Annotated in this window: 25 protein-coding genes; 10 read left to right on the top strand and 15 right to left on the bottom strand. The window is 44.1% G+C overall.

The features are described 5' to 3' along the window. Positions 1-10 precede the first annotated feature (10 nt). A complete protein-coding gene (pepA, locus tag HMPREF9965_RS05190) occupies positions 11-1,075 on the bottom strand; it encodes a glutamyl aminopeptidase (RefSeq protein WP_000209187.1) in 1,065 nt (354 codons plus the stop codon). A 236-nt stretch (positions 1,076-1,311) separates the two neighbouring features. Here pepA and HMPREF9965_RS05195 point away from each other — a divergent pair, with 236 nt between their 5' ends. From HMPREF9965_RS05195 to HMPREF9965_RS05210, 4 genes are all read left to right on the top strand, one after another. Further along, positions 1,312-2,271: an ABC transporter permease gene (locus HMPREF9965_RS05195; protein ID WP_000777214.1), complete on the top strand. Its 960-nt coding sequence runs from the start codon at positions 1,312-1,314 to the stop codon at positions 2,269-2,271. Then, on the top strand, positions 2,261-3,217 hold the full coding sequence (locus HMPREF9965_RS05200; protein WP_001159834.1) for an iron chelate uptake ABC transporter family permease subunit: 957 nt from the start codon (positions 2,261-2,263) through the stop codon (positions 3,215-3,217). Before HMPREF9965_RS05195 ends, HMPREF9965_RS05200 begins: the two co-directional genes overlap by 11 nt. Beyond that, on the top strand, positions 3,214-3,966 hold the full coding sequence (locus HMPREF9965_RS05205; RefSeq protein WP_000764280.1) for an ABC transporter ATP-binding protein: 753 nt from the start codon (positions 3,214-3,216) through the stop codon (positions 3,964-3,966). Before HMPREF9965_RS05200 ends, HMPREF9965_RS05205 begins: the two co-directional genes overlap by 4 nt. Positions 3,967-4,064: 98 nt before the next feature. Beyond that, positions 4,065-5,030, top strand: coding sequence for a siderophore ABC transporter substrate-binding protein (locus HMPREF9965_RS05210; RefSeq protein WP_000858292.1), 966 nt, complete (start codon positions 4,065-4,067; stop codon positions 5,028-5,030). Between the two features lie 31 nt (positions 5,031-5,061). Here the strand turns inward: HMPREF9965_RS05210 and yidD are convergent, their stop codons facing one another. From yidD to HMPREF9965_RS05260, 10 genes are all read right to left on the bottom strand, one after another. After that, a complete protein-coding gene (yidD, locus tag HMPREF9965_RS05215; protein ID WP_000821618.1) occupies positions 5,062-5,304 on the bottom strand; it encodes a membrane protein insertion efficiency factor YidD in 243 nt (80 codons plus the stop codon). Next, positions 5,304-6,026: a pseudouridine synthase gene (locus tag HMPREF9965_RS05220; RefSeq protein WP_001222214.1), complete on the bottom strand. Its 723-nt coding sequence runs from the start codon at positions 6,024-6,026 to the stop codon at positions 5,304-5,306. Before HMPREF9965_RS05220 ends, yidD begins: the two co-directional genes overlap by 1 nt. Further along, positions 6,013-6,582 carry an SMC-Scp complex subunit ScpB gene (gene scpB, locus HMPREF9965_RS05225; protein ID WP_000105288.1) on the bottom strand — a complete coding sequence of 190 codons (570 nt, stop codon included), beginning with the start codon at positions 6,580-6,582 and terminating at the stop codon, positions 6,013-6,015. Before scpB ends, HMPREF9965_RS05220 begins: the two co-directional genes overlap by 14 nt. Before the next feature lie 18 nt (positions 6,583-6,600). After that, complete coding sequence (locus HMPREF9965_RS05230; RefSeq protein ID WP_000351917.1) at positions 6,601-7,329, bottom strand: segregation/condensation protein A; 729 nt, start codon at positions 7,327-7,329, stop codon at positions 6,601-6,603. Beyond that, positions 7,329-8,063 carry a site-specific tyrosine recombinase XerD gene (gene xerD, locus HMPREF9965_RS05235; RefSeq protein ID WP_303742442.1) on the bottom strand — a complete coding sequence of 245 codons (735 nt, stop codon included), beginning with the start codon at positions 8,061-8,063 and terminating at the stop codon, positions 7,329-7,331. Before xerD ends, HMPREF9965_RS05230 begins: the two co-directional genes overlap by 1 nt. Then, positions 8,060-8,521, bottom strand: coding sequence for a cyclic-di-AMP-binding protein CbpB (gene cbpB, locus HMPREF9965_RS05240; protein WP_000560695.1), 462 nt, complete (start codon positions 8,519-8,521; stop codon positions 8,060-8,062). The genes xerD and cbpB overlap by 4 nt, the downstream gene beginning before the upstream one ends. Further along, positions 8,518-9,039: a metallophosphoesterase gene (locus HMPREF9965_RS05245; protein WP_001118946.1), complete on the bottom strand. Its 522-nt coding sequence runs from the start codon at positions 9,037-9,039 to the stop codon at positions 8,518-8,520. Before HMPREF9965_RS05245 ends, cbpB begins: the two co-directional genes overlap by 4 nt. Further along, the gene (locus tag HMPREF9965_RS05250) at positions 9,015-9,986 is read right to left on the bottom strand and encodes a nucleoside-triphosphate diphosphatase (RefSeq protein ID WP_000182424.1); all 972 of its coding nucleotides are present in this window, start codon (positions 9,984-9,986) and stop codon (positions 9,015-9,017) included. Before HMPREF9965_RS05250 ends, HMPREF9965_RS05245 begins: the two co-directional genes overlap by 25 nt. After that, positions 9,983-10,777 carry a glutamate racemase gene (racE, locus tag HMPREF9965_RS05255; protein WP_000370379.1) on the bottom strand — a complete coding sequence of 265 codons (795 nt, stop codon included), beginning with the start codon at positions 10,775-10,777 and terminating at the stop codon, positions 9,983-9,985. Before racE ends, HMPREF9965_RS05250 begins: the two co-directional genes overlap by 4 nt. Positions 10,778-10,982: 205 nt before the next feature. Further along, entirely contained in the window at positions 10,983-11,231 is a 249-nt protein-coding gene (locus HMPREF9965_RS05260; protein ID WP_000364987.1) for a YneF family protein, read from the bottom strand. Positions 11,232-11,562: 331 nt separating this feature from the next. On the opposite strand from HMPREF9965_RS05260, the gene HMPREF9965_RS12705 reads away from it, so the two are divergent. Next, positions 11,563-16,623, top strand: coding sequence for an SIALI-17 repeat-containing surface protein (locus tag HMPREF9965_RS12705; protein WP_000716132.1), 5,061 nt, complete (start codon positions 11,563-11,565; stop codon positions 16,621-16,623). Between the two features lie 67 nt (positions 16,624-16,690). Here the strand turns inward: HMPREF9965_RS12705 and mraY are convergent, their stop codons facing one another. Genes mraY through rsmH form a run of 4 tightly spaced genes read right to left on the bottom strand, consistent with a single transcriptional unit; the run spans position 16,691 to position 21,210 of the window. Next, positions 16,691-17,671 (bottom strand): phospho-N-acetylmuramoyl-pentapeptide-transferase, encoded by a 981-nt coding sequence (mraY, locus tag HMPREF9965_RS05265; protein ID WP_000625788.1) that lies wholly within the window; start codon positions 17,669-17,671, stop codon positions 16,691-16,693. A gap of 1 nt (position 17,672) precedes the next feature. Beyond that, positions 17,673-19,928 (bottom strand): penicillin-binding protein PBP2X, encoded by a 2,256-nt coding sequence (gene pbp2X / locus HMPREF9965_RS05270; protein WP_000816046.1) that lies wholly within the window; start codon positions 19,926-19,928, stop codon positions 17,673-17,675. Positions 19,929-19,931: 3 nt separating this feature from the next. Further along, positions 19,932-20,249 (bottom strand): cell division protein FtsL, encoded by a 318-nt coding sequence (ftsL, locus tag HMPREF9965_RS05275; RefSeq protein ID WP_000840800.1) that lies wholly within the window; start codon positions 20,247-20,249, stop codon positions 19,932-19,934. Positions 20,250-20,259: 10 nt separating this feature from the next. Beyond that, positions 20,260-21,210: a 16S rRNA (cytosine(1402)-N(4))-methyltransferase RsmH gene (gene rsmH, locus HMPREF9965_RS05280; protein ID WP_000159388.1), complete on the bottom strand. Its 951-nt coding sequence runs from the start codon at positions 21,208-21,210 to the stop codon at positions 20,260-20,262. A 165-nt stretch (positions 21,211-21,375) separates the two neighbouring features. Between rsmH and HMPREF9965_RS05285 the strand changes: the two genes are divergently transcribed. The 5 genes from HMPREF9965_RS05285 to HMPREF9965_RS05305 are packed head-to-tail and all read left to right on the top strand — an operon-like array spanning position 21,376 to position 23,544. Further along, on the top strand, positions 21,376-21,570 hold the full coding sequence (locus HMPREF9965_RS05285) for a helix-turn-helix transcriptional regulator (protein ID WP_001082470.1): 195 nt from the start codon (positions 21,376-21,378) through the stop codon (positions 21,568-21,570). Positions 21,571-21,585: 15 nt separating this feature from the next. Then, positions 21,586-22,128, top strand: coding sequence for a DUF3278 domain-containing protein (locus tag HMPREF9965_RS12710; RefSeq protein ID WP_000712416.1), 543 nt, complete (start codon positions 21,586-21,588; stop codon positions 22,126-22,128). A gap of 10 nt (positions 22,129-22,138) precedes the next feature. Further along, positions 22,139-22,480: a hypothetical protein gene (locus tag HMPREF9965_RS13320; protein WP_000838125.1), complete on the top strand. Its 342-nt coding sequence runs from the start codon at positions 22,139-22,141 to the stop codon at positions 22,478-22,480. Positions 22,481-22,492: 12 nt separating this feature from the next. Further along, entirely contained in the window at positions 22,493-23,071 is a 579-nt protein-coding gene (locus tag HMPREF9965_RS05300; RefSeq protein WP_000711215.1) for a DUF3278 domain-containing protein, read from the top strand. Beyond that, a complete protein-coding gene (locus HMPREF9965_RS05305) occupies positions 23,068-23,544 on the top strand; it encodes a glutathione peroxidase (RefSeq protein ID WP_000200910.1) in 477 nt (158 codons plus the stop codon). The genes HMPREF9965_RS05300 and HMPREF9965_RS05305 overlap by 4 nt, the downstream gene beginning before the upstream one ends. Positions 23,545-23,841: the final 297 nt, after the last annotated feature.

Below are 23,841 nucleotides of genomic sequence, written 5' to 3' on the forward strand. Positions count from 1 at the left end.
TCTCTTATGTTTAATAATTTTTAATCAAATCAACTGTTGAGCGGTCCAATTTTTTCACTAGGGCTTGCAAGAAAGCTTGGGCTTCTAGGAAGTCATCCATAGCGTAGAGAGTTTGGTGAGAGTGGATATAACGAGCGCAAACTCCGATGGTTGTAGATGGGACACCACCATTTTTCAGATGAGCTGCCCCAGCATCTGTTCCGCCTTTTCCACAGTAGTATTGGTACTTGATACCTGCTTCTTCAGCCGTTGTCAAAAGGAAATCCTTCATACCTGGGAGAAGCAAGTGACCTGGATCGTAGAAGCGAATCAAGGTTCCATCCCCAATCTTACCTTGGCCACCGTAGACATCACCTGCAGGTGAGCAGTCAACTGCTAGGAAAACTTCTGGGTCAAATTTGGTTGTGGAAGTATGAGCACCACGGAGACCAACTTCTTCTTGGACGTTGGAACCAAGATAGAGTTCATTTCCCAGTTTTTGGCCTGACAAGGCTTCTGCAAGCTCGCTTACCATGAGGACACCGTAGCGGTTGTCCCAAGCTTTTGAGATGATATTTTTTTCATTAGCTGTCAAGATAGCGGAGCTATCAGGGACAATGGTGTCACCCGGACGGATGCCAAAACTTTCTGCTTCAGTCTTGTCCGCAAAACCACCATCAAAAACAATATCTGAAATAGCTGGCATGGTTGGTCCACCTGTTCCACGAGTCAAATGTGGAGGAACAGAACCTGAAATCACAGGGATTTCACGACCGTCACGAGTAAAGAGTTTAAAGCGTTGGCTGCTGACCACCATAGGATTCCAGCCACCGATTTCAACCACACGGAAGGTTCCGTCTGGCTTAATCTCACTGACCATAAAACCAACTTCGTCCATATGAGATGCGACCAAAACACGGGGAGCATCAGTAGCTTCTGAATGCTTGATACCAAAAATACCACCCAAGCCATCTGTCACCACTTCATCCACATGCGGAGTCAACTTCTCACGAAGATAGGTACGGACAGGCGCTTCATGACCTGAGATCGCAGCAAGCTCTGTTACTTCTTTGATTTTTGAAAATAATGTTGTCATATCAGTTCCTTCTTTCTGTCCTCCATTTTACCACTTTTTATAGGAGAAGGATAGTGGGAAGGTGGATTGGGTTTTACAAGTTTATCCTATAAAATAGAGGGGCAGATGTTATTTCAGTAATTTTTCTTTCTTTTTACATTAAATTGTCAGAAAATTTATTGACAGATTAAAAAAATCGTGTTACATTTATATCCGCAGGTATCTTTCGATACCAAATCTACACGAAAGGACGGGGTATGAAACTCTCTCATATTTTAACAGGCTTACTTCTACTCCTAGTCTTTCTCTCCATCACCATTGGAACCAGTGATTTTTCTTGGGAAAAATTCTTTGCTTTTGACCAACAGACTTGGCTTCTCTTTCAAGAGTCGTGTCTTCCAAGAACCATCAGTATTCTCCTTGCAGCCTCTAGTATGAGCATGGCAGGACTCCTCATGCAGACCATCACTCAAAATCAGTTTGCTGCTCCGAGTACTGTCGGAACGACCGAAGCCGCCAAACTGGGAATGGTGTTGAGCCTCTTTGTCTTTCCATCTGCGAGTCTGACCCAAAAGATGCTCTTTGCTTTTGGCTCATCCATTTTATTTACCCTCTTCTTCCTGGCCTTTATGACTATTTTTTCTGTAAAGGAAAGGTGGATGTTGCCCTTGATCGGGATTATCTATAGTGGGATTATCGGTTCTATCACAGAAGTTATCGCCTATCGTTTCAATCTGGTTCAGAGTATGACTGCTTGGACCCAGGGCTCCTTCTCCATGATTCAGACCCATCAGTATGAGTGGCTCTTCTTAGGCCTCATTATCCTGATAGCCGTTTGGAAATTATCCCAAACCTTTACCATCATGAATCTAGGGAAAGAAACCAGTGAAAGTTTGGGGATTTCTTACTCACTACTTGAAAAACTGGCCCTCTTTCTGGTGGCGCTAACGACAAGTGTCACCATGATTACCGTGGGTGCCTTGCCTTTTCTCGGGGTCATCGTTCCCAATCTGGTCCGCAAGCGCTATGGAGATAATCTGAGCCAAACCAAACTCATGGTCGCTCTGGTCGGCGCCAATCTGGTTCTGGCCTGCGATATCCTCTCTCGAGTTCTCATTCGGCCCTATGAGCTGTCTGTCAGTCTCTTGCTAGGAATCATCGGTAGCCTCGTCTTTATCCTGCTTCTATGGAGAGGGGGACGAAAAGATGCAGTTTAAAAGCAAACATACCAAGCTCTTCTGCCTTCTCATTATTCTGGCCATCGGAGCTTGTCTCCTCTACTTTTGGCCCTTCACCCAGCTGTCTGCCTTTGCCTGGAAGCTACGTTCCAAAAAAATCATCGTTTATCTCTTGGTAGCCATCGCGACAGGGATTTCGACCATTAGTTTTCAAACCCTGACGGAAAATCGCTTCCTAACGCCAAGTATTTTGGGAATCGAATCCTTCTATGTCTTGCTACAGACCCTGCTGCTGATATTTGAAAGTAAATTTCTACAGCTTGGGAAGTCTCCTGTCTTAGAATTCCTAGTCTTGCTTCTGCTTCAATCCCTCTTCTTTCTCGCCTTACAAGGTTACTTGAAGACGCTGATGAAGCAAGACCTGGTCTTCATTCTGCTAATCTGTCTAGCACTCGGAAGTCTCTTTCGAAATATCAGTACCTTCCTCCAAGTTCTGATGGATCCAAATGAATACGATAAACTGCAGAACAGTCTCTTTGCCTCCTTTCAGCATCTCAACACTTCCATCCTAGCCATCGGTTCTCTGATCATCCTCGCTTTGACAATCTTTTTCTTTCGAAAAGCAGTCGTTCTAGATGTCCTACACCTGCAAAGAGAAACGGCTCAGATACTGGGACTGGATGTTGAAAAAGAACAGAGAGAACTCCTCTGGGGCATCGTACTTTTGACCTCAACAGCAACTGCCTTGGTAGGGCCTATGGCCTTCTTCGGCTTTATGTTGGCCAATCTCACTTACCTGATTGTCAAAGATTATCGGCACAAGTTGCTCTTTATCGTAGCCATTCTAATTGGATTTATTAGTTTGACCTTGGGGCAAGCCCTGATTGAACGAGTTTTTGCGCTGGAAATTCGCATCAGTATGATCATCGAGAGTGTGGGTGGCTTCTTATTCTTTATCTTACTTTATAGGAGGGCACGTCGGTGAAACTGGAAAACATTGACAAATCCATTCAAAAACAGGATATTTTGCAAGACATCTCCCTTGAAGTCAGTCCTCATAAACTGACAGCCTTTATTGGTCCAAACGGTGCTGGAAAATCGACTCTCCTCTCCATCATGAGCAGACTGACCAAGAAGGATCAGGGAATTCTCAGTATCAAGGGCCGTGAAATTGAAAGTTGGAATTCGCAAGAACTAGCCAAAGAACTGACCATCCTAAAGCAGAAAATCAATTACCAAGCCAAATTGACGGTTGAAGAGCTGGTCAGCTTTGGACGTTTTCCCTACAGTCGTGGTCGACTGAGGGCAGAAGACTGGGAAAAAATCCGAGAAACTCTGGACTATCTGGAACTGACCAACTTAAAAGACCGCTACATCGATAGCCTGTCTGGGGGACAACTCCAGCGCGTCTTTATCGCTATGGTACTGGCCCAGGATACGGACTTTATCTTGCTAGATGAACCGCTCAACAACCTCGATATTAAGCAAAGCGTCAGCATGATGCAGATTCTCAAGCGACTGGTGGAAGAGCTCGGTAAAACCATTATCATCGTCCTCCACGATATCAACATGGCCAGCCAGTATGCGGATGAAATTGTTGCCTTTAAAGACGGCCAAGTCTTTTGCAAGGGAACGACTGCCCAAATCATGCAGCCTGACCTACTCAGTCAACTCTATGAGATTCCCATCACACTGGCTGATATCAATGGCAAAAAGATCTGTATCTATAGCTAGACAAGCAGAACTCATGTTAGAAAACCCTCTGTCTCTTAGCTAACAACCCTATCTAAGAGACTCCCTACATCGTTATCACATTTTAAAAAGGAGAAATTATGAAAACATCCCTTAAACTTTACCTCACTGCTCTAGTGACTAGCTTCTTGCTCTTACTTGGTGCATGTAGTACAACTAAAACTACGAAGCAGACAGAGACAAGTAGCTCTGCTCCAACAGAGATAACCATTAAAAGTTCACTAGATGAGGTCAAACTTTCAAAGGTTCCTGAAAAGATTGTGACCTTTGACCTCGGTGCTGCGGATACTATTCGCGCTTTAGGATTTGAAAAGAATATCGTCGGAATGCCTACAAAAACTGTTCCAACCTATCTCAAAAGCCTAGCTGAAAAAGTTAAAAATGTTGGTTCTATGAAAGAGCCTGATTTAGAAGCCATTGCCGCCCTTGAACCGGATTTGATTATCGCTTCACCACGTACCCAAAAGTTCGTAGACAAATTCAAAGAAATTGCTCCAACTGTCCTCTTTGAAGCTGGAAAAGAAGACTACTGGACTTCTACCAAGGCTAATATCGAATCCTTAGGAAGCGCCTTTGGTGAAACAGGCACACAGAAAGCCAAGGAAGAATTGGCTAACCTAGACAAGAGCATCCAAGAAGTCGCAACTAAAAACGAAAGTTCTGACAAAAAAGCCCTTGCGATCCTCCTTAATGAAGGAAAAATGGCAGCCTTCGGTGCCCAATCTCGTTTCTCTTTCTTGTACCAAACCTTGAAATTCAAGCCAACTGATACTAAATTTGAGGACTCTCGCCACGGTCAGGAAGTCAGCTTTGAAAGTGTGAAAGAAATCAACCCTGACATCCTCTTTGTCATCAACCGTACCCTTGCCATCGGTGGGGACAACTCTAGCAACGATGGCGTCCTAGAAAATGCCCTCATCGCTGAAACTCCTGCCGCTAAAAACGGTCAGATTATCCAACTAACACCAGACCTCTGGTATCTAAGTGGTGGCGGACTTGAATCAACTAAACTCATGATTGAAGACGCTCAAAAAGCGTTGAAATAAGCAAGAAAACCCAACATCATCTGATGTTGGGTTATTTTTTTTCTTGATTCCGTTTTAGTGAAAAGTGGTCTGGGACGGGGTCCTTACCTGTTTTCGACCAGGGGTGGCAACGTAAAATCCGAGCCAAGCCCATCAAAACACCCTTGAAACCATGTTTTTCAATAGCCTGAATCATGTAGTTGGAACAAGTAGGATCAAAGCGACAAGAGGGTGGAAAGGCTGGTGAGATAAAGCGTTGGTAAAAGCGAACTGGCGCTATTAAGATTCGTTTCATTATTTCTTGGTTACAGCCATAGTATGCAGTTGGCTGATTTCTTTTTTGTTAAGGCGACGGGATTCTCCCGGACGAAGGCCTGTCAAATCTAAGTGTCCAAAACGAGTCCGAGACAACTTGTCCACTTGGAGACCGACGGCTTCAAACATTTTTTTAACCTGATGGTTACGCCCTTCATGGATGGTCAACTGCACTACTGAGCGATTTTTGACTGGATCCACTTTGAGAATCTCATAGACAGCAGGCTTGGTTTTCTTGCCATCAATCTCAAGGCCACGGGTCAGGGGACGGAGATTTTCTTTGTTGGCCACACCTTTAACACGCGCGACATAGACCTTGTCAATCTCATTACGCGGGTGAATCATCTCATCCGTAAAATCCCCATCATTGGTCAAAATCAAGACACCAGATGTATCCCAGTCCAAACGTCCAACTGGGTAAATACGTTCTTTGACATTGGGCAAGAGGTCAACAACCGTCTTGCGTCCCTTGTCATCTGTCACACTGGAAATGACACCACGTGGTTTGTTAAGCAGATAGTAGACCTTTTCTTCGTTATAGATAGGCTGGCCTTCAACTTCAACCTTATCACCAGCCTTGATGGTCGTTGCTAGTTCACGCACCACTTGGCCGTTGACCGTCACCAAGCCTTGCTTGATCAACTCTTCTGCTTTTCTCCTACTGGCCACACCTGCGTGGGCAATATATTTATTGATTCTCATCTTCTTCTATCCTTTCACCAAATAATTGGCTTTCTTGGGCTTGAATCTCAAGCTCATCAATCACTGGCAGTTCTTCCAAATGGTTAATTCCCATGTAATCTAGGAAATAATCCGTAGTCACATAGAGGTTGGGGCGCCCCAACACTTCTTTTTTTCCGTCTTCTCGTATCAAGTCAAAGGCCTGCAACTTTGCCAAGGCCCCACTCGAGTTAACCCCACGGATGGCATCAATTTCTATCCGCGTAATGGGCTGCTTGTAGGCAATGATGGACAAGGTCTCAAGGGCAGCCCGAGACAGACTTTGGTTGATGGGAGCTTTGGAGTATTCCTTTAAAATCGCTGCAAATTGAGGCTTGGTCACCAATCTGTAAGCGCCCCCTGTCTCAATCAGGGACAAGCTCGACTCTTGGTCTTTTTCATACTTTTGGGCTAATTTTTCTAAACTCTGCTGGATGCCTGTCGGAGGAAGCGATAGGAGTTCAGCCAACTGACGGACCCGAATCCCATCTTCACCTGCTACAAACAAGAGCGCTTCTATTTCTGCTAAAGTACTCATCTTTCCTCTCTATCAAGTCTAGCTTTGTGCCTCTTGACTTTCTTCCTTCTTTTCCATGAGATAGATATCTCCGAAACTCTCCTCTTGAACAAGGATCAGTTCTTGGGTTTTGATTAACTCTAGGGTTGCCAAAAAGAGGGTGATGACCTCTTGGATATTTTGGGCTTCCTTGAACAAATCCTGCAAGCGTAACTGGTCTCGTCCAGCCAAGGACTCTTTTACAATACCCATCATGTCCTCAATCTTATACTCATCCCGCAAGATGGTCGTGTGGTTCTGAGCGAATTCCTCTTTTTTCTTGGCTAGGATATTGGAAAAAGCCAAAAAGAGGTCAATGGTCGTCCTATCATGCACAAGCTCCGCATCTTCGTAGATCAACTCTGTCGGCGCTTTGGAATAGTACTGAGCCCGATCTTGGTGCTTAGCCTCCAAGTGCTCACCCAAGAGCTTAAACTTACGGTATTCTTCGATTTGGGAGAGGAGATCCTGCTCCAGGTCATCCTCCAAATCTGTCACTTCTGCTACCTTTGGAAGGAGTTTGCGGCTCTTGATGAGCATCAACTGACTGGCCATGACCATATACTCACCAGTCACTTCCAGACGCATATCCTGCAGGGTTGAGACATAGGCTAGATACTGTTCGATGACTTCCGTAATGGGCACATCGTAAATATCCATCTGATACTTGGAAACCAAGTGCAAGAGCAAGTCCAGTGGCCCTTCAAAATCTTTTAATTTAATATCCATTATCTATATTTTTCTAAGGTCAGGACTGTTTTTAATCCTAATTTTTTTGCTATTTCGTACAAATCGACCTTGTTTTCTATTTGTCTTAGAATGAACTGTTCCCGCAAGGCTTGGGCTGATAAGGCTGGGAAACCTTTCTCCTTGACAAAAGATTCTAGCTGACGAAAGGCCCACTGACGAGAATAGGCTTTCCCTCCCCTTTCAAAAAGATAGGTCTGGCCCATCAAGGGTTTCAATTCTGAAAGCAAGGTCATGGGAATAGTGACAATCCTCTGTTGGGAAGCCTTGTTGATTCGCAACACCTGAAAATCCAAATTGATATCCGCAACCTTGAGAGCTAAAATCTCGCTAGGCAAGAGTCCCATTTCTAGGATTAAGAGCGCTAGCAGGCGTCCCTCTGGATAGTCACTTTCCTGCCAAAAAGAGGCTAGGTCTAACAGTTCTGGCTTTTCGGTCTTCTTTTCAGCTTGTTTGGCTAATTCCAAGCGGTAAAAACTGTCCACCTCTCCTGTTTGATAGAGAAAGTAGAGAAATTGGTTACAGGACGAAAGTTTCCGTTTCTGGGCGCTCATTTTTAGATTGGCTAGCTGGGCTTGGTAAATCTTGAGACTGGTATCAGAGATCCGCTCACCTACAATGTCTAAAAACTGCTCCAGATCATACTTATAGGACTGCTTGGAATTGGCAGACAAACCCTGCTTTCCCTCTAAAAAGTCTGAAATCCTATCTCTCATTTGCATCGAATCTCATAATCCTTATTAAAATCATGCAAGAGAGCATTGACAGCCTTGAGGATGGACTTGCGCGTGATGATTCCTTGAAAAATTCCTTCATCATCTACCACGGGCAAGAAGGGTTCATCTACCAGTTTATGGAGAACCTCTGTGATGTTATAGTCTGGAGCGACGACTGCCACATCTGTCTTGGTCATATTGACGATATCTGTCGTTGCCATCTGTTCATCCGTCAAACCTTGCTCCATTTGATAAGCCAAAATATCTCTCAGACCAATGGTTCCGACAAAGCGTTTGTCAAAGGTCACAACAGGGATACGGGTATAAGTGATTTGGCTCAACACTAAAATCGCATGGTCGGCATTGTGGGTATCAATCAAAGCTGCTAGATTCTCAGCAGGGGTAAGAAAAGTCTCTTCCTGCTCCAGTAAAAATGCTTCAAATTCCTTGGCAATCATCGAGCAAACTCCTTGGACAAGCCTGGATAAACCTCATGATCACGTGTCAAAAAGTCTACTTTGAAACAGCTGTCATCAATCTCCACACGGGCATAGAGGCATTCCCTGATGGTTCCTCGTGGTTGGCTGATGGAGCCTGGATTTAAAAAGAGTGTTTTTCCTTCCATCCAAGCATTTGGAACATGCAAGTGACCATAGAGACAGATATCGGCATCTTCTTCCTGAGCCCAGTAGTCCAACTTTTGAAAATTGAAATTGATATCAAATAAGTGTCCGTGAGTCTGGATAATCTTGGTCGGACCAAGTTGTGTCACCAAACGTTCTGGGTAGCCAGCATAAAAGTCCATGTTGCCTTTGACGACATGGATGCCCTCCCAGAGCGAAGAATCTGGACGAAGTTCAGAGTCCCCATCGTGAAAAATGGCATCGACTTTCCCCAGATAGCGGTCACGAATTTCTTCCACAATCAAGCTATCGCCATGGGAATCACTCATTACAATGATGGTTTGCTTTGCCATGATGGAAATACCTCCAAAAGTTTCTTAACGGCTAAGGCACGGTGGGACTGGCTATTTTTTTCTTCCAGGGTTAATTCAGCTGCTGACTTGCCTGTCTCTCCCACAAGGAAAAGTGGATCATAGCCAAAGCCATTTTCACCCTTGGGTTCAAAGTTGATATAACCTGGCCAGTCAGCTTCAACAACCAAGCTTTCCTTGTTTGGACTGGCTACAACCAGGGTCGTGTGGAATTGAGCGGAACGGTCCTTGAGATCAAAGACCATGGCCAATTCGTGCAAGAGCTTGGCATTATTTTCACGATCAGTCGCTCCCACTCCTGCAAAACGGGCTGACCAGACTCCTGGCAAACCACCGAGGACATCGACTTTGAGACCTGAGTCATCTGCCAAAACCATCTTGCCTGTTAATTGGGAAATGGTTTCTGCTTTCAGGCGAGCATTTTCTTCGAAGGTCATGCCTGTTTCTGCTACTTCAGGCAGGTCAGGATAGTCATTGAGATTTTCCACATCGTAGCCTAACTTATCAAAGATAGCTCGGAATTCCTTAGTCTTGCCCTCGTTACGAGTCGCAATCAACAAGGTTTCTCTAACCTTGTTAGTTTCAAAGAAGGCTTGAACATTGACCCCTTCTTTAGGCAATTCTACATGCAGGAGTTGCCCATTTTCAACCAAGAGTAGGGCTCCCTGACGTTGGATGACTTCCAAGTTACGTCCTGCTTCCGCATTTAAAATCTCAACGATAAAGGAGAGCAGACGGAAGTTAGAAGACCAGCGCATCACCGTTATCGTAATCGGAAAGCCATTTTCCTCATCACGAAAAATCCGCGCCAAATCCATAAAATCAAGATTAAGCGGATCTTTGATAAGGCTGTAGATGCCTCCATAGATGTCCCAGACACCGACATACCAGTCCTGGTCGTCCTTGTATTCATAAATTTTGTTTGTCATAATGTTACATGCTCCACATGAATTTCTTTTTCCAGCCATTCTGCTCCAATTTGGGCAAAACTTTGGCTATTGGCTGTTGTGTAAAAACGATGTTGAAGAGGTCCCGCATCTCGGCTACGATTGATTTCGAAGTAGTTAAGCAAAACCGAGATATCCCGTACGCACTCTGCCCCGCTATCGATGAGCTGAACTTTGGGGCCCATGACATTCTGGATGATGGGGCGAAGGAGCGGATAGTGGGTACAACCCAAAATCAGGCTATCCACCTTTCCAACCAAGGGGCGCAGAGTTTCATAAACCACTTTCTTGGTTACACTGGTTGATAAGGCACCAGACTCGACCAAAGGGGCAAACTTGGGACAGGCCAAACTTTCCACCTGTAAGTCTGGATCCAAATCATGGATTTTCTGACGGTAGATGTCTGATTGTACCGTCATGGGTGTTCCAATCACTCCGATTTTCCCACCTTGACTGGACTTGATAGCTGCCGAAGCTCCTGGCAAAATCACACCTAGGACAGGAATGTCTAATTGAGCCTTGATTTCTTCCCAGACGACCGCAGTCGCAGTATTACAAGCAATGACAATCATCTTGACATCCTTAGTCAAGAGAAAGTTGACCAACTGCCAAGTATATTCACGGATTTGCTCAGCAGGACGGGGACCATAGGGCGCCCGTGCTGAATCTCCAATATAGACGATTTCTTCATGGGGAAGCTGGCGCATAAGCTCACGAACAACGGTCAAGCCCCCGACACCCGAATCCAAAAAACCAATTGGTCGATTATCCATACAGTCTTCTTTCTAGTCTTTTTTCTGATTGATAGTTCATCATGATTTCTTGTCCTGAACGATTTGACCGACAGCTTGATAGAATGCCAACTGCCTCTCTCTTAATCATAATCAAATATCAATAGAATGCAAGGAAAAAGTCTTATCCTTGAGAACTATTGAACATAGTGAGAAGTCTGGAACTTTCATCCCAGACTTTTCCTATTTATTTTTTCTTTTTATTGTTAGCGAGGGCTGCTTTTTGTTGACGGATGATTTGGTGGTAAACTTGTTGTACCTTGGCTTCGCTTGGTTTTTGACCATTTGCACTCAAGAGAGCACGAACTGCCTCAGCATTCAAACGTGGGTTGTCCGCAAATTCTTTTTCAATTTGCTTACGAACCAAGTACATCCCTCCAAGAGCTCCTCCTAGAAAAGCTAGCACAATCAAGACAATTGCTAAAAGTAAATCCATTCTTTTTCTCCTGTTTCTTTTTGAGTCTTCTATATTATACCACAAAGTGACTTTCCTGACTAGTTTGTTTTACGCTTTCAAGGAGGGGTTAAGCCAATTCTAAGCTAGTCTTACAATCAGAATGAACTATGAAATTACGAATAATTCCACCCTTTCCTCTCTTTCTTCTACTTTTTTAAGAAAAAACAACAACAAATATGTCTCTTGCAGAAAACCTCTTGACAAATGCTAGATGACCAGTAGAATGGGAGGTGAGGAGATAAATAGAAACGAATTAAAAGGAACTGCTTTATAAAATGTAAGCGGTTTCGAATAAACGAAGGAGGGTTTTATGAAAAAACACTTTTGGGAGAAATCCTGTCGCTATAGCATCCGCAAGCTGACGGTTGGGACTGCTTCTGTTTTACTAGGAGCTGTTTTTCTAGTCAACCACACTGTCTCCGCAGACAGTGTTGAGGTCAAACAAACTGAACAGACCTCAGTCGAAGCTAGCACTAAGCCTGATAGTGAACCTAGAGCAGTTGAAGCTACTAGGACCACAAATCCGCCTCTAGCTGAGAGCCCAGCTGCCGAAAGCAAGCCAACCGAGGAGACTCAGACTATAAGTAGTCAAGCTAGTGAAGAAGCTATTGTAGAAGCTAAAGAAAATAAGGAACCTGAAAAAGCAGATCAGCCCGTGACAAAGCAAGAAAACTATCAACTCAACTACAATCAACCAACAGCTCCCTCCTATGATGGATGGGAAAAGCAAGCCCTCCCTGTCGGAAATGGAGAGATGGGAGCCAAGGTTTTCGGTCTCATCGGGGAAGAGAGAATCCAGTACAACGAAAAGACCCTCTGGTCAGGAGGTCCCCAACCTGATAGTACCGATTATAACGGAGGGAACTACAAGGAGCGCTATAAGGTCTTGGCAGAGATTCGTAAAGCTCTCGAAGATGGAGACCGCCAAAAAGCCAAACAACTAGCTGAACAAAATCTAGTTGGACCAAACAACGCCCAGTATGGTCGCTACCTAGCCTTTGGGGATATATTCATGGTCTTTAATAACCAGAAGAAAGGGCTTGATACTGTAACAGACTATCACCGCAGTTTGGATATCACAGAAGCTACTACGACTACTTCTTATACCCAAGATGGGACGACCTTCAAACGCGAAACCTTCTCCAGCTATCCTGATGATGTCACCGTGACTCACTTGACCAAAAAAGGAAACAAGACGCTTGACTTTACCCTTTGGAATAGCTTGACAGAGGACTTACTTGCTAATGGCAACTACTCTTGGGAATATTCCAACTATAAGAACGGTCATGTCACTACAGATGAAAACGGAATCCTTCTAAAGGGAACTGTCAAAGATAACGGTCTCAAGTTTGCATCCTATCTAGGAATTAAAACAGACGGAAAGGTGACTGTTCAGAATGAGACTCTAACTGTTACAGGCGCAAGCTATGCAACCCTCTATCTCAGTGCCAAGACTAACTTTGCTCAAAATCCTAAAACCAACTATCGAAAAGACATCGACCTCGAAAAAACAGTTAAAGGGATTGTAGAAGCAGCTAAGGCCAAAGACTACAAGACACTTAAAAAGGCCCACATCAAGGATTATCAAAGTCTCTTTAACCGCGTTAAACTAAATCTAGGCGGAAACAAGACTGCTCAAACGACAAAAGAGGCCCTTCAAGGCTATAACCCAGAAAAAGGGCAAAAATTGGAAGAACTCTTCTTCCAATACGGACGTTATTTACTCATCAGTTCGTCTCGTGATCGGACAGATGCCCTGCCTGCCAACCTACAAGGAGTCTGGAATGCTGTAGACAATCCGCCTTGGAACGCTGACTACCACCTCAATGTCAATTTGCAAATGAACTATTGGCCAGCCTACATGAGCAACCTTGCTGAAACAGCCAAGCCAATGATCAATTACATTGATGACATGCGCTATTATGGTCGTATCGCTGCCAAGGAATACGCTGGTATCGAATCCAAAGACGGACAAGAAAATGGTTGGCTTGTCCACACCCAGGCGACACCATTTGGCTGGACTACTCCAGGCTGGAATTACTATTGGGGGTGGTCTCCTGCAGCCAATGCTTGGATGATGCAGAACGTCTATGACTACTATAAGTTCACCAAGGATGAGACCTATCTCAAAGAAAAGATTTATCCAATGCTCAAGGAAACAGCTAAGTTCTGGAACTCCTTCTTGCACTATGACCAGGCCAGTGACCGTTGGGTGTCTTCTCCATCCTACTCACCAGAACACGGGACCATCACCATCGGAAATACCTTTGACCAGTCACTAGTCTGGCAGTTATTCCACGACTACATGGAAGTCGCCAACCATCTGAATGTCGACAAAGACTTAGTCACAGAGATCAAGGCTAAATTTGACAAACTCAAACCGCTTCACATCAACAAAGAGGGACGCATCAAGGAATGGTACGAGGAGGACAGTCCGCAATTCACCAATGAAGGGATTGAAAATCACCACCGCCACGTTTCCCATCTAGTTGGGCTCTTCCCTGGTACGCTCTTTAGCAAAGATCAAGCTGAATACCTAGAGGCTGCGCGTGCTACCTTGAATCACCGTGGAGATGGTGGTACGGGTTGGTCTAAGGCAAATAAAATCAACCTCTGGGCTCGCCTGCTGGATGGTAACCGTGCCCATCGATTGCTCGCTGAACAACTCAAGTACTCAACCCTAGAAAACCTTTGGGATACCCACGCTCCTTTCCAAATCGATGGCAACTTTGGAGCGACCAGTGGGATGGCAGAAATGATCCTCCAATCTCATACAGGCTATATTGCCCCACTGCCAGCCCTTCCAGATGCATGGAAAGACGGACAGGTTTCTGGATTGGTTGCCCGAGGAAACTTTGAAGTCAGCATGAAGTGGAAAGATAAAAATCTGCAAAGCTTGTCCTTCCTGTCAAATGTCGGTGGAGACCTGGTTGTAGACTATCCAAATATCGAATCCAGCCAAATCAAGGTCAATGGCAAACCAGTCAAGGCAACGATCCTTAAAGATAATCGCATCCAGCTTGCAACGCAAAAAGGTGACGTCATTACCTTTGAACACTTCCCTGGTCGTGTAACCAGTCTAACAGCAGTTCGACAAAATGGAGTCACTGCCGAACTCACCTTTAACCAAGTAGAAGGCGCTACCCACTATGTCATCCAAAGACAAGTGAAAGACGAAACTGGCCAAACCTCTGCGACCAGAGAATTTGTAACCAATCAAACCCACTTTATTGACCGATCACTCAATCCTCAACTCGCCTACACTTATACTGTAAAGGCTATGCTGGGCGAACTCGCCACACAAGTGTCTGAGCAGGCTACTGTTGAAACCTATAGCGAGTTGATGGATGACCGAGATAGCCGCATCCAGTACGGAGCTGCCTTCGGAAACTGGGCAGACTCAGAATTATTTGGAGGAACAGAGAAATTTGCTGACCTTTCACGAGGAAACTACACAGACGAAGATCTCACTGCTACCATTCCTTTCACTGGTGTTGGTATCGAAATCTATGGACTGAAATCGTCTGAACTAGGTCTTGCCACTGCTAAAATTGATGGCAAAGAGGTCGGCGAACTTGATTTCCATACTGCTGGGGCAACTGAAAAAGGTAGCCTCATCGGCCGCTTCGCAGGATTATCTGACGGACCTCACACATTGACTCTTCGCGTTAAACGTGAGCACAAACACCGTGGTAGTGAGCGCTCGAAAATTTCATTAGACTACTTCAAAACCCTAGCAGGAACGGGCAATACGATTGAAAAAATGGATGATCGTGATTCGCGTATCCAGTATGGTTCCCAGTTTAAGGACTGGTCTGCCCCTGAGCTCTACGGAGGTACGGAAAAATACGCTGATATCAACAACAGCGACTCTAGTGCAGCTTCAGAAGCTCAGGCAACTATTTCCTTTACAGGGACGGGCATTCGAATCTATGGTTTGAAGAGCCTCGCTCTTGGACGAGCACGTGTTACACTAGATGGCAAAGAAATGCCAAGTCTAGACTTCTACACTTCAGGTGCAACCGAAAAGAGAGCCTTTATTGGCGAATTTACAAACCTTACTGACGGCCCGCACACCCTAACGTTACGTGTTGACCCAGATTCACCAGAAGGTCGCAAGAAAATTTCTCTAGATTCCTTTGATATCATCAAAGCCCCTGCTGTTGGTATAGATAGCCCAAGTATCGCTCCTCTTAAGGAAAATGACAAAGAAATTTCCTTAACCCTACCATCTGGAGATTGGGAAGCCATCGCTGTGACCTTCCCAGGTGTCAAAGATCCTCTAGTCTTGCGCAAAGTGGACGAAACGCATCTGGTTACAAGTGGGGATCAGACCGTGCTACCAATCCAAGACAATCAAGTTCAAATCCCAATCCCTGACGGTACTGATCGACAAATCGGAAAAGCGATTGCAGCTTATGCCATTCAAGGAACTACCACAAGCAGTCCTGTCGTAGCCGTCTTTACTAAAAAGGATGAGAAAAAGGTTGACGAGAAACAACCAACTACAAGCAAGGGGGACGAACCAGCTCCTACTGTTGAAATTCCGGAATATACTGAGCCTATCGGAACTGCAGGGCAAGAGGAAGCTCCAATAGTAGAAAAACCTGAGTACACTGACCCTATCGGAACGGCGGGTCAAGAGGAAGCTCCTACTGTTGAGAAACCTGAATACACCAACCCTATCGGAACCGCAGGGCAAGAGGAAGCTCCTACTGTTGAAAAACCTGAGTACACTGACCCTATCGGAACTAGTGGGGATCAGGCCGCTCTAACCCTTACCCTTCCTGATTATCCAGTTCGAGTCTTAAAAGACAAGGAAACTGGAGTGGAAATCATTGGTGGAGTCACTGACTTAGAAGGAATTTCTCACATCTCTAGCCGACGTGTCCTAGCTCAGGAACTCTTTGGCAAGACCTATGATGCTTACGACCTACAACTTAAAAATCCAACAGATCACAGCTTACAGCCAAAAGGCTCTGTCTTGGTTCGCTTGCCTATTTCAGCTAACGTAGAAAAGGTCTACTATATTACTCCGACCAAGGAGTTGCAAGCCCTTGATTTCGACGTTCGAGAAGGAAAGGCAGAATTCATCACTATTCATTTCAGTACCTATGCTGTCGTCTATCAAGCTGCTGGAACAACCTCTAACACAGAGGAAAAACCAAGTGCTTCAGATGTAGAAACCATAGCACACGAGGCTGAACAACTTTCAGCTAGTCCGATCCCTGCGAAAACTGGAAATCATTCTCCTAAAGAACAACTTCCAGCGACAGGAGAAGCGTCCAACCCACTCCTCTTCTTAGCAGGACTCAGCCTAGCCCTTACAGCCACTTTTATGTTAAATGGAAGAAAGGATGAATCCAACTAACTTTTAACATTACAAAAACAGGATGAAGAACAACTTCATCCTGTTTTATTTTTGAATCAAAGGTTTTTTACAGCAGGTATAAAAAGGCTAAGGTCAAGAGACTTGCTAGAAGCCCAACTCCCCAAAAGAAGAAGTCAACTTTCCACTCGCTCCAAGGGTTGCCCTTGCCTGAGAAGCCTCCAAGCTCAAAATGATGATGCACAGGTGTCATACGGAAAATACGCTTCCCACCACTAAGTTTGAAGTAGGTGACCTGCATCATAACAGAGCTTGTCTCAAAGACATAGATAATTCCAATCAACAAAAGGGTCCATTCTTGGTGGAGAGCCATAGAAATAGCTGCCAGCATCCCACCAAGAGCCAAACTTCCCACATCTCCCATAAAGACCTTGGCAGGTTTGTGGTTAAAGACGAAGAAGCCTAGCAAACCACCAATCATGGCAAGAATCACAAGAAGAATATCCAGTTGATTTTGCATGTAAGCAATCACACCGTAAGCTGATAAGCTAATCACCACGGAAATACTCGCTAAGCCGTCAATCCCGTCAGTCAGATTCACCGCATTGGAAAAACCAACTAGCCAGAAAAGGGCAAAGAAAATATAGAAAATACCCAAATGAAGAGGATAGCCAAAGACAGAAAGTATGTCACCACCACGCTCATAAAAGAGGTAGAAAATCACTCCTCCAAGGAGCTGGAGAGCAAGCTTTTGCTTGGGATTCAAACCTTCGTTGATCTTACGAAATACCTTGAGGAAGTCATCCAGAAAACCTACCAAGCCATACAAAACCAAGATAAACAAAATCATGCTTACATTGTTGGTCAATTGTTGGGTAAAGAGAGCGACAAGGAAGCTAACAACTACTGCAACGATCAGGAAGACAAGACCTCCCATAGTTGGAGTCCCAGCTTTAGCTTGGTGTTGCTTGACATCCTCGTGCATCTGCTGACCTGTAATCTGTGCTTTTCGATAAAATCGGATAAAGGCTGGAATGCCGATCAGGGTCAATAGAAAGGCAAGAATTCCAGCACTAATGGAACTAATCATCTTAATCTCCTAAAGTTATTTTCATTTTTTTAATGTCTTTGAGGGCTGTATTGGCACGGACACTTTGTTTCTTGACCGTTTTACCACTACCTTCCCACTCGACTTCTATATTCAGCCATTTGGCCAATGTTTGCACATTTTCATCTGTCCAACCATACATATCAGGCATTTCTTCGACCTTATCTGACAGGATCAAGATCTGCTGATTGGCTTCCAAATTATCTCCTTCAGAAACCGAGAGTTCCTTGATCTTGGTTCCTGTTCCGATAACGATTGGTTGGACAAGGTTACGACGCAATTCCTCTGCTAGGTCTCCCGGCGTAAAGTCCTTGGTAGCTGGCATGGCATAGCTTGTCGTCTTGTTGACCTGATCCAAGCTCTTGGCAGTTGACTGAAGATTGAGGGATTCTTTCATAGCAGAGGCTCTCTCAAGGATTGGGTTGGCAAACTCTCCCAGCTGAACACCCGAATAATGCTCTGGCTGTTGCACCGTCACATAGAGGATAAAGTCAGGATTCTCTGCAGGATGCATCGACACAACAGAGAAGATATAGTTGGTTTCACCTGTCAGGTAACCCCCATTCTTCTCATCGGCAATCTGAGCTGTCCCTGATTTCAGGGCAACATTCTGACCTGGAACATTGACAGTTGCTTTTCCTGTACTGTGGTTGTACATGGTACCGTAGACAGGATCTGTTCCGACCATGACCATGTGGTCTCGCGTTGACGATGCGGCCGCTTTTGAGACGGGATTTCCGACGATTTCCTTTTGAGACTTGCGGACAGACTGGTCATTTGGATCATAGAGGGCACTGATAAATTTCGGCTCCAACATAACCCCATCATTGGCAATAGCTGTAAAAGCACGAAGCATCTGGGTCTGAGTAACAGAGATCCCTTGCCCAAATGAACTCATAGCAATATTGACAATGTTATCAGCAGGCAATTGACCTGTGTACTCATCTGCCAGACCAAAACGGGTCGGCACCCCAAACTTAAAGCGGTTAAGGTAGTCCAGCCAAGTTGCATCCCCCATCTTTTGCTCAAGCAAAGTCATCCCGATATTACTTGAGTGGGCAAATCCTTGAGAGAAGGTCATGGTGCCACCACTAGTCAATCCTTCATTGACGTCCCAGTCTCGAATGGTCGCATCTGCTATTTTCAATTCACTACTGTTAAAGTACTCGCCACCGGGGAAGGTGTTGTTATCAATAGCTGAGGCCAACATCATCACCTTCATAGTTGATCCTGGCTCATAGTTACTTTGGTAGAGGATATCACGCCAGACAAAGTCTTTTGTGATGCCATCCTTGGTATCGGCATTGAAGGTCGGCCGTTGGGTCGTAGCCAGAATTTCCCCTGTCTTAGCGCTGACCAAGGTAGCCGTCATATACTTGCCCTTTACCTTTTCCTGAAAGGCATCCATCTGCGTTTCCATAAAGGATTGCAAGGGACTAGAAAGGGTTGTGTACACATCCTTTCCATCCACTGTTTGTTGGGAAGCCTGCTCCGTACCCGGAACAATATTTCCCAGACGATCCTTCTCATAGGTGATGATCCCATCTGTACCCGCCAGAATGCTATTTAAAGAACTCTCCAATCCAGATGTCCCAATCAAGCTCTTGGTACCATCCTCATTTTCATGAAGTTGCGCTAAACCAATAAAGGAAGAAGCAAACTGACCATTGGGATAATTACGGTTAGGGCTTGTGGTAAAGTCAACTCCCTCAACGCCAGCAGTTTTTAGGTCATTTTTAATAGCCATCATATTGGCATAGGTAATCCCATTTCCCTTGGTACCAAAGGATACCTGTTTTAGATCTGGCTGAGAAAGTTGTTCTTTGACATAGGACTCCTCCATATCCAGATATTTATGGAAAATTTCAGCTACCTTATTAAATTGAGAATCCTCTACATAGAGAATTTTGCCTGTTGCTGACTTGTAGGTCTTGTCAATAACGGCATAAATATTGTAAGAAGTCGCATCTTCTGCAATAGGTGTTCCATTTCGATCGTAGATGGTTCCCCGTTTTGCAGGAATCGTCTTGGTTGTTTGGTGAACCTTTTTAGCCTCTTTGACCAAGTCCTTGCCAAATTTGCTACCCGTTCCGATAATGACCGCAAAGTTAACCAAAAAGACAGCGAAGAGTGTGACCGCCAATAAACTCAGGCTTTTTCCTACTCTTCTGCGGTTTTCTTCTGGAGATTTGCGATTACGAACGGCATAACGGATGATTTTTTCTTTCCACTGTTTCATTTCTTACTCCGCTGCTCGGATATTTTCGTTATTCAGCTGCAAATCCTTGGAATTTGCAATCTCTTTCAAACGTTCTGAACGAATCAATTCATTGACCTCTTGCTTGGCATCGTCTAGCTCGGTTTTCTTTTCTTCGATTTGAGCATTGACCTTGGTCAATTCATTCTGAACTTGTAATAGCTTGGTCTGCATAAACACAACGCTAATTGCCAAGATAATCATTGTAACAGCAATCGAAACATAGAAGGCCTTTTCCACACGTGAAAAACCTTTAAACTTCGTTTGCAATAACTGGCTTGTTTTTTCGATTCTTTCTGCCATGTTTTTCCTCTTACTTGTGAATTTTTCTGGCCACGCGCAACTTGGCTGAATGCGAACGGTTGTTGGCTTCTAGCTCTTCGGCACTTGGCAAGATTGGCTTACGGGATACCAATTCCATCTTAGGCTTAAGATCATCTGGAATGAAGGGCAAGCCTTTGGGAACTTCCACTGTTGAAGCCTCCTTAAACAACTGCTTGGTCAAGCGGTCTTCCAGCGAATGGAAGGTAATGACTGAGATTCTACCATCCAGAGCCAGCATGTCCATAGCCTGCTGGATAGATTCGTCTGCAGCGCCCAGCTCATCATTGACTTCGATTCGGATAGCCTGGAAAATCTGCTTGGCAGGGTGTCCCTTTTTCTTGAGCTCCTTGGCAGGCTTGGCAGACTTGATAATCTCTGCCAACTCTGTCGTTGTCTCAATTGGTTTCACCTCACGCGCTTGCTCAATCTTGCGGGCAATCTGTTTAGAAAACTTATCCTCGCCATATTTGAAAAAGATCCGAACCAAGTCATGATAGTCATAATGATTGACCACCTCATAGGCCGTCAGACTAGCTTCCTGATTCATCCGCATATCCAGTGGCGCATCCTTTTTATAAGAAAAACCACGCTCACGCTGATCCAGCTGAGGACTGGACACTCCCAAGTCATAACAAATTCCATCAATTTCCTGGACACCAGCCTCCTGCAAACGTGCCTGCAAATGACGGAAGTTATCCTTGATAAAGGTTACCATCCCCTTTTCGATATAGGGTGCCAACCGTTTTTGCGCATTGTCAATGGCATTTTGGTCCTGGTCAAAGGCATAGAGATGGCCTTTTTCACTTAATTTACTTAATAAATATTCGCTATGGCCTGCTCCGCCCAAAGTCGCATCAACGTAGATACCGTCAGGTTTTACGTCGAGCATATCAATCGTTTCATGGAGTAAGACCGTTACATGATGAAATTCTTTTGTCATATCCTATCTATTTTACCACAAATCCGACTAGCTTGCACTAGTCAGACAAATAGGGCAAAAAAAGTAAGATTTCTTTAAGAAATATGTCAAATATGCTTGACATCTATTTCACAGAAGAATATAATATAGTCAAATATATGCGACACAAATTAGAAAGGAGAACAGATGAATCGTGTGAAAGAATTTCGCAAGGAACTGGGCATTTCCCAGCTCGAGCTAGCCAAGGATATCGGTGTCTCGAGACAGACCATCAATATGATTGAGAACGACAAGTACAATCCAACCCTGGAACTCTGTCTCAATCTCGCCCGCAGCCTCCAAACTGACCTCAACAGTCTCTTTTGGGAGGACGATTTTTAAAAAAGGAGCAAACAAATGAAAAAAGAAACTCTCACTGAAAAACTCATCAAACGCATATACGGTATTTCTGGTCCCCTTGACGAACACAAACGGCGCGAGGCCGATCGTATCGGGAATCAGGTCTTTATTGTCCTCTTTTATCTGATGACATTTGGCAATCTTATCCCGCTCGTTCTTGCCTATAAATACCCACAAATTGTCGCTATCGGCTATCCTCTCGTGGTGTTTGGCATTTCGATGGTAGCTTCCCTCTATGTGGTCTCCCAAACCAAGAAAACGGGCATCACAGCTATTGATCCCGAAATGCTGAGTCAAAAAGAAAGCAAACAGCTACGTTTTCCTGGTCTAAAAGCGGGCCTAATCTTTGGAATAGCGATATTTTTTATAATGCCTCTCATCGATACTCTAACAAGTGAAAATCCAAATTTCATCAGTTCTCTTCTGAATTCAAAACATATTTTAAAAACTATACTGGGAGCTTTCTTTTTCGGACTGATGATGCAAATTGTTGTCTCTCTTCGCATTGAAAAAGCTAAGAAAGAGCAGGACGACAATTAGGAGGTGCCTTATGAAATCACTAGCTAGACTACTGATCAGTCATGTTTTTATCAGTATCTTTATTACCTTTTTCCTACTTTCTGGACATATTGAGCATCCTTTCTTGATTATCTTTCTTTTATTCCTTCCTGTATTGAACAAGGGACAGAGATTCCAAAAAATCCAATCAAAAAAAATACGTCTTCTAAACGCATCTCTCTGTTTTATCCTCGTATCCTTTTCACAACTTTTATCAAATCCTATGGATTGGAGATACCTGGTATTTCTAATAATCTGTATCATTTTTAGTTTGGTTTACTTCTATACTCTCTATCAACTATTTAAAGAAGTCAATCAAAAATCGCTCATTTAGGAAGTTACTCCCATGAAAAAAGAAGATTTCACTACTCGCTTACTCAAACTATTCTTTCACATACAAGGCCCCTTTGATGAATGCCGCCAAGAGATGATTTACAAGGCTTGTGCTCGTGCCTTGATCCAAATCGTTTACTCCTCCCTCCTACTCTTCTTGTTCTATCTCCTATTTGGACGCTTCATAGAGTTGGTTCGAGATGCCATGCCCTACCTCTATTTTGGACTTATCTTCGTCCTCGCATCTAGGGCGAGACTAGCAGTTCGCAACTTACATTTAGACAAGGATGACCCGTCCGAAATCCATCACAAAAGCTACAGCAAAAGCCAGATTAAAGTTCGTAGTTGGGGTGTATTCATCAGCATTCCAATTAGCTTGTTTGTCTTATCAGCCTTTCACAAACTCTTTGTTCAGCATCTTCCTCTCGACACCTTTTGGGACAATCTCTCCCAGTTCGATAAAATGCTCCCTTTACTAGTCTTGGGTTTAGGAATTGGTGCCATCTTTGGAAGCATGACCTATGCCTTTTTATCGGAACACAATGTAAAACACTCTGAACCAATAACACATAAGGAAAATATAGAAAAATGACCAGTATATATGATTTTTCCGTTTTAAACCAAAATAACCAAGCGACTCCCCTAGAGAGCTATCGTGGTAAAATTCTCTTGATTGTCAACACTGCTACTGGATGTGGTTTAACGCCCCAGTACCAAGGGCTCCAAGAACTCTATGAACGCTATCAAGATCAGGGCTTTGAAATCTTAGATTTCCCTTGTAACCAGTTCATGGGACAAGCACCCGGCAGCGCAGAGGAAATCAATAGCTTCTGCAGCCTACACTATCAGACCACTTTCCCTCGCTTTGCCAAGATCAAGGTCAACGGCAAGGAGGCAGATCCTCTTTATGTTTGGCTAAAAGACCAGAAATCTGGCCCGCTAGGAAAACGAATCGAATGGAATTTTGCTAAGTTTCTCATTGGCCGAGATGGGCAAGTCCTTGAGCGCTTCTCTTCCAAAACAGACCCCCAAACCATCCAAGAGTCTCTCCAAAAAATACTCTAATTTCTTTTTAAAACGTATCCTTTCATTTAGTTTGACCCCTGAAAGGATGCGTTTTTCTTTAAAAAGTAACTGATTTTCTTTAATTTATATTTATTTTTTTGCTTTTTGCTATTGCAATTCTTTCATTAATTTAGTATATTTGTTATATTAAAAGTTTTCAGTCATTTTAAGGGAGAAATGACCTTTTAAATTTTTTTATCTTAAAATGAAAGCGCTTTATAAACAGGAGGTAAGGTGGCTTACAAATTATCAAAGAGTTTTTCATTAAATCAAGTTGTAACCAAGTCATACTTGGGC

Source organism: Streptococcus mitis bv. 2 str. SK95 (genome assembly GCF_000222705.1).
In the GTDB taxonomy this organism is placed as follows: domain Bacteria; phylum Bacillota; class Bacilli; order Lactobacillales; family Streptococcaceae; genus Streptococcus; species Streptococcus mitis_AY.

What these genes read in the sequence shown, in the direction of transcription:
- pepA (WP_000209187.1), bottom strand. Translation starts at nt 1,075, where the DNA reads ATGACAACATTATTTTCAAAAATCAAAGAAGTAACAGAGCTTGCTGCG.
- HMPREF9965_RS05195 (WP_000777214.1), top strand. Translation starts at nt 1,312, where the DNA reads ATGAAACTCTCTCATATTTTAACAGGCTTACTTCTACTCCTAGTCTTT.
- HMPREF9965_RS05200 (WP_001159834.1), top strand. Translation starts at nt 2,261, where the DNA reads ATGCAGTTTAAAAGCAAACATACCAAGCTCTTCTGCCTTCTCATTATT.
- HMPREF9965_RS05210 (WP_000858292.1), top strand. Translation starts at nt 4,065, where the DNA reads ATGAAAACATCCCTTAAACTTTACCTCACTGCTCTAGTGACTAGCTTC.
- yidD (WP_000821618.1), bottom strand. Translation starts at nt 5,304, where the DNA reads ATGAAACGAATCTTAATAGCGCCAGTTCGCTTTTACCAACGCTTTATC.
- HMPREF9965_RS05220 (WP_001222214.1), bottom strand. Translation starts at nt 6,026, where the DNA reads ATGAGAATCAATAAATATATTGCCCACGCAGGTGTGGCCAGTAGGAGA.
- scpB (WP_000105288.1), bottom strand. Translation starts at nt 6,582, where the DNA reads ATGAGTACTTTAGCAGAAATAGAAGCGCTCTTGTTTGTAGCAGGTGAA.
- HMPREF9965_RS05230 (WP_000351917.1), bottom strand. Translation starts at nt 7,329, where the DNA reads ATGGATATTAAATTAAAAGATTTTGAAGGGCCACTGGACTTGCTCTTG.
- xerD (WP_303742442.1), bottom strand. Translation starts at nt 8,063, where the DNA reads ATGAGAGATAGGATTTCAGACTTTTTAGAGGGAAAGCAGGGTTTGTCT.
- cbpB (WP_000560695.1), bottom strand. Translation starts at nt 8,521, where the DNA reads ATGATTGCCAAGGAATTTGAAGCATTTTTACTGGAGCAGGAAGAGACT.
- HMPREF9965_RS05245 (WP_001118946.1), bottom strand. Translation starts at nt 9,039, where the DNA reads ATGGCAAAGCAAACCATCATTGTAATGAGTGATTCCCATGGCGATAGC.
- HMPREF9965_RS05250 (WP_000182424.1), bottom strand. Translation starts at nt 9,986, where the DNA reads ATGACAAACAAAATTTATGAATACAAGGACGACCAGGACTGGTATGTC.
- racE (WP_000370379.1), bottom strand. Translation starts at nt 10,777, where the DNA reads ATGGATAATCGACCAATTGGTTTTTTGGATTCGGGTGTCGGGGGCTTG.
- HMPREF9965_RS05260 (WP_000364987.1), bottom strand. Translation starts at nt 11,231, where the DNA reads ATGGATTTACTTTTAGCAATTGTCTTGATTGTGCTAGCTTTTCTAGGA.
- HMPREF9965_RS12705 (WP_000716132.1), top strand. Translation starts at nt 11,563, where the DNA reads ATGAAAAAACACTTTTGGGAGAAATCCTGTCGCTATAGCATCCGCAAG.
- mraY (WP_000625788.1), bottom strand. Translation starts at nt 17,671, where the DNA reads ATGATTAGTTCCATTAGTGCTGGAATTCTTGCCTTTCTATTGACCCTG.
- pbp2X (WP_000816046.1), bottom strand. Translation starts at nt 19,928, where the DNA reads ATGAAACAGTGGAAAGAAAAAATCATCCGTTATGCCGTTCGTAATCGC.
- ftsL (WP_000840800.1), bottom strand. Translation starts at nt 20,249, where the DNA reads ATGGCAGAAAGAATCGAAAAAACAAGCCAGTTATTGCAAACGAAGTTT.
- rsmH (WP_000159388.1), bottom strand. Translation starts at nt 21,210, where the DNA reads ATGACAAAAGAATTTCATCATGTAACGGTCTTACTCCATGAAACGATT.
- HMPREF9965_RS05285 (WP_001082470.1), top strand. Translation starts at nt 21,376, where the DNA reads ATGAATCGTGTGAAAGAATTTCGCAAGGAACTGGGCATTTCCCAGCTC.
- HMPREF9965_RS12710 (WP_000712416.1), top strand. Translation starts at nt 21,586, where the DNA reads ATGAAAAAAGAAACTCTCACTGAAAAACTCATCAAACGCATATACGGT.
- HMPREF9965_RS13320 (WP_000838125.1), top strand. Translation starts at nt 22,139, where the DNA reads ATGAAATCACTAGCTAGACTACTGATCAGTCATGTTTTTATCAGTATC.
- HMPREF9965_RS05300 (WP_000711215.1), top strand. Translation starts at nt 22,493, where the DNA reads ATGAAAAAAGAAGATTTCACTACTCGCTTACTCAAACTATTCTTTCAC.
- HMPREF9965_RS05305 (WP_000200910.1), top strand. Translation starts at nt 23,068, where the DNA reads ATGACCAGTATATATGATTTTTCCGTTTTAAACCAAAATAACCAAGCG.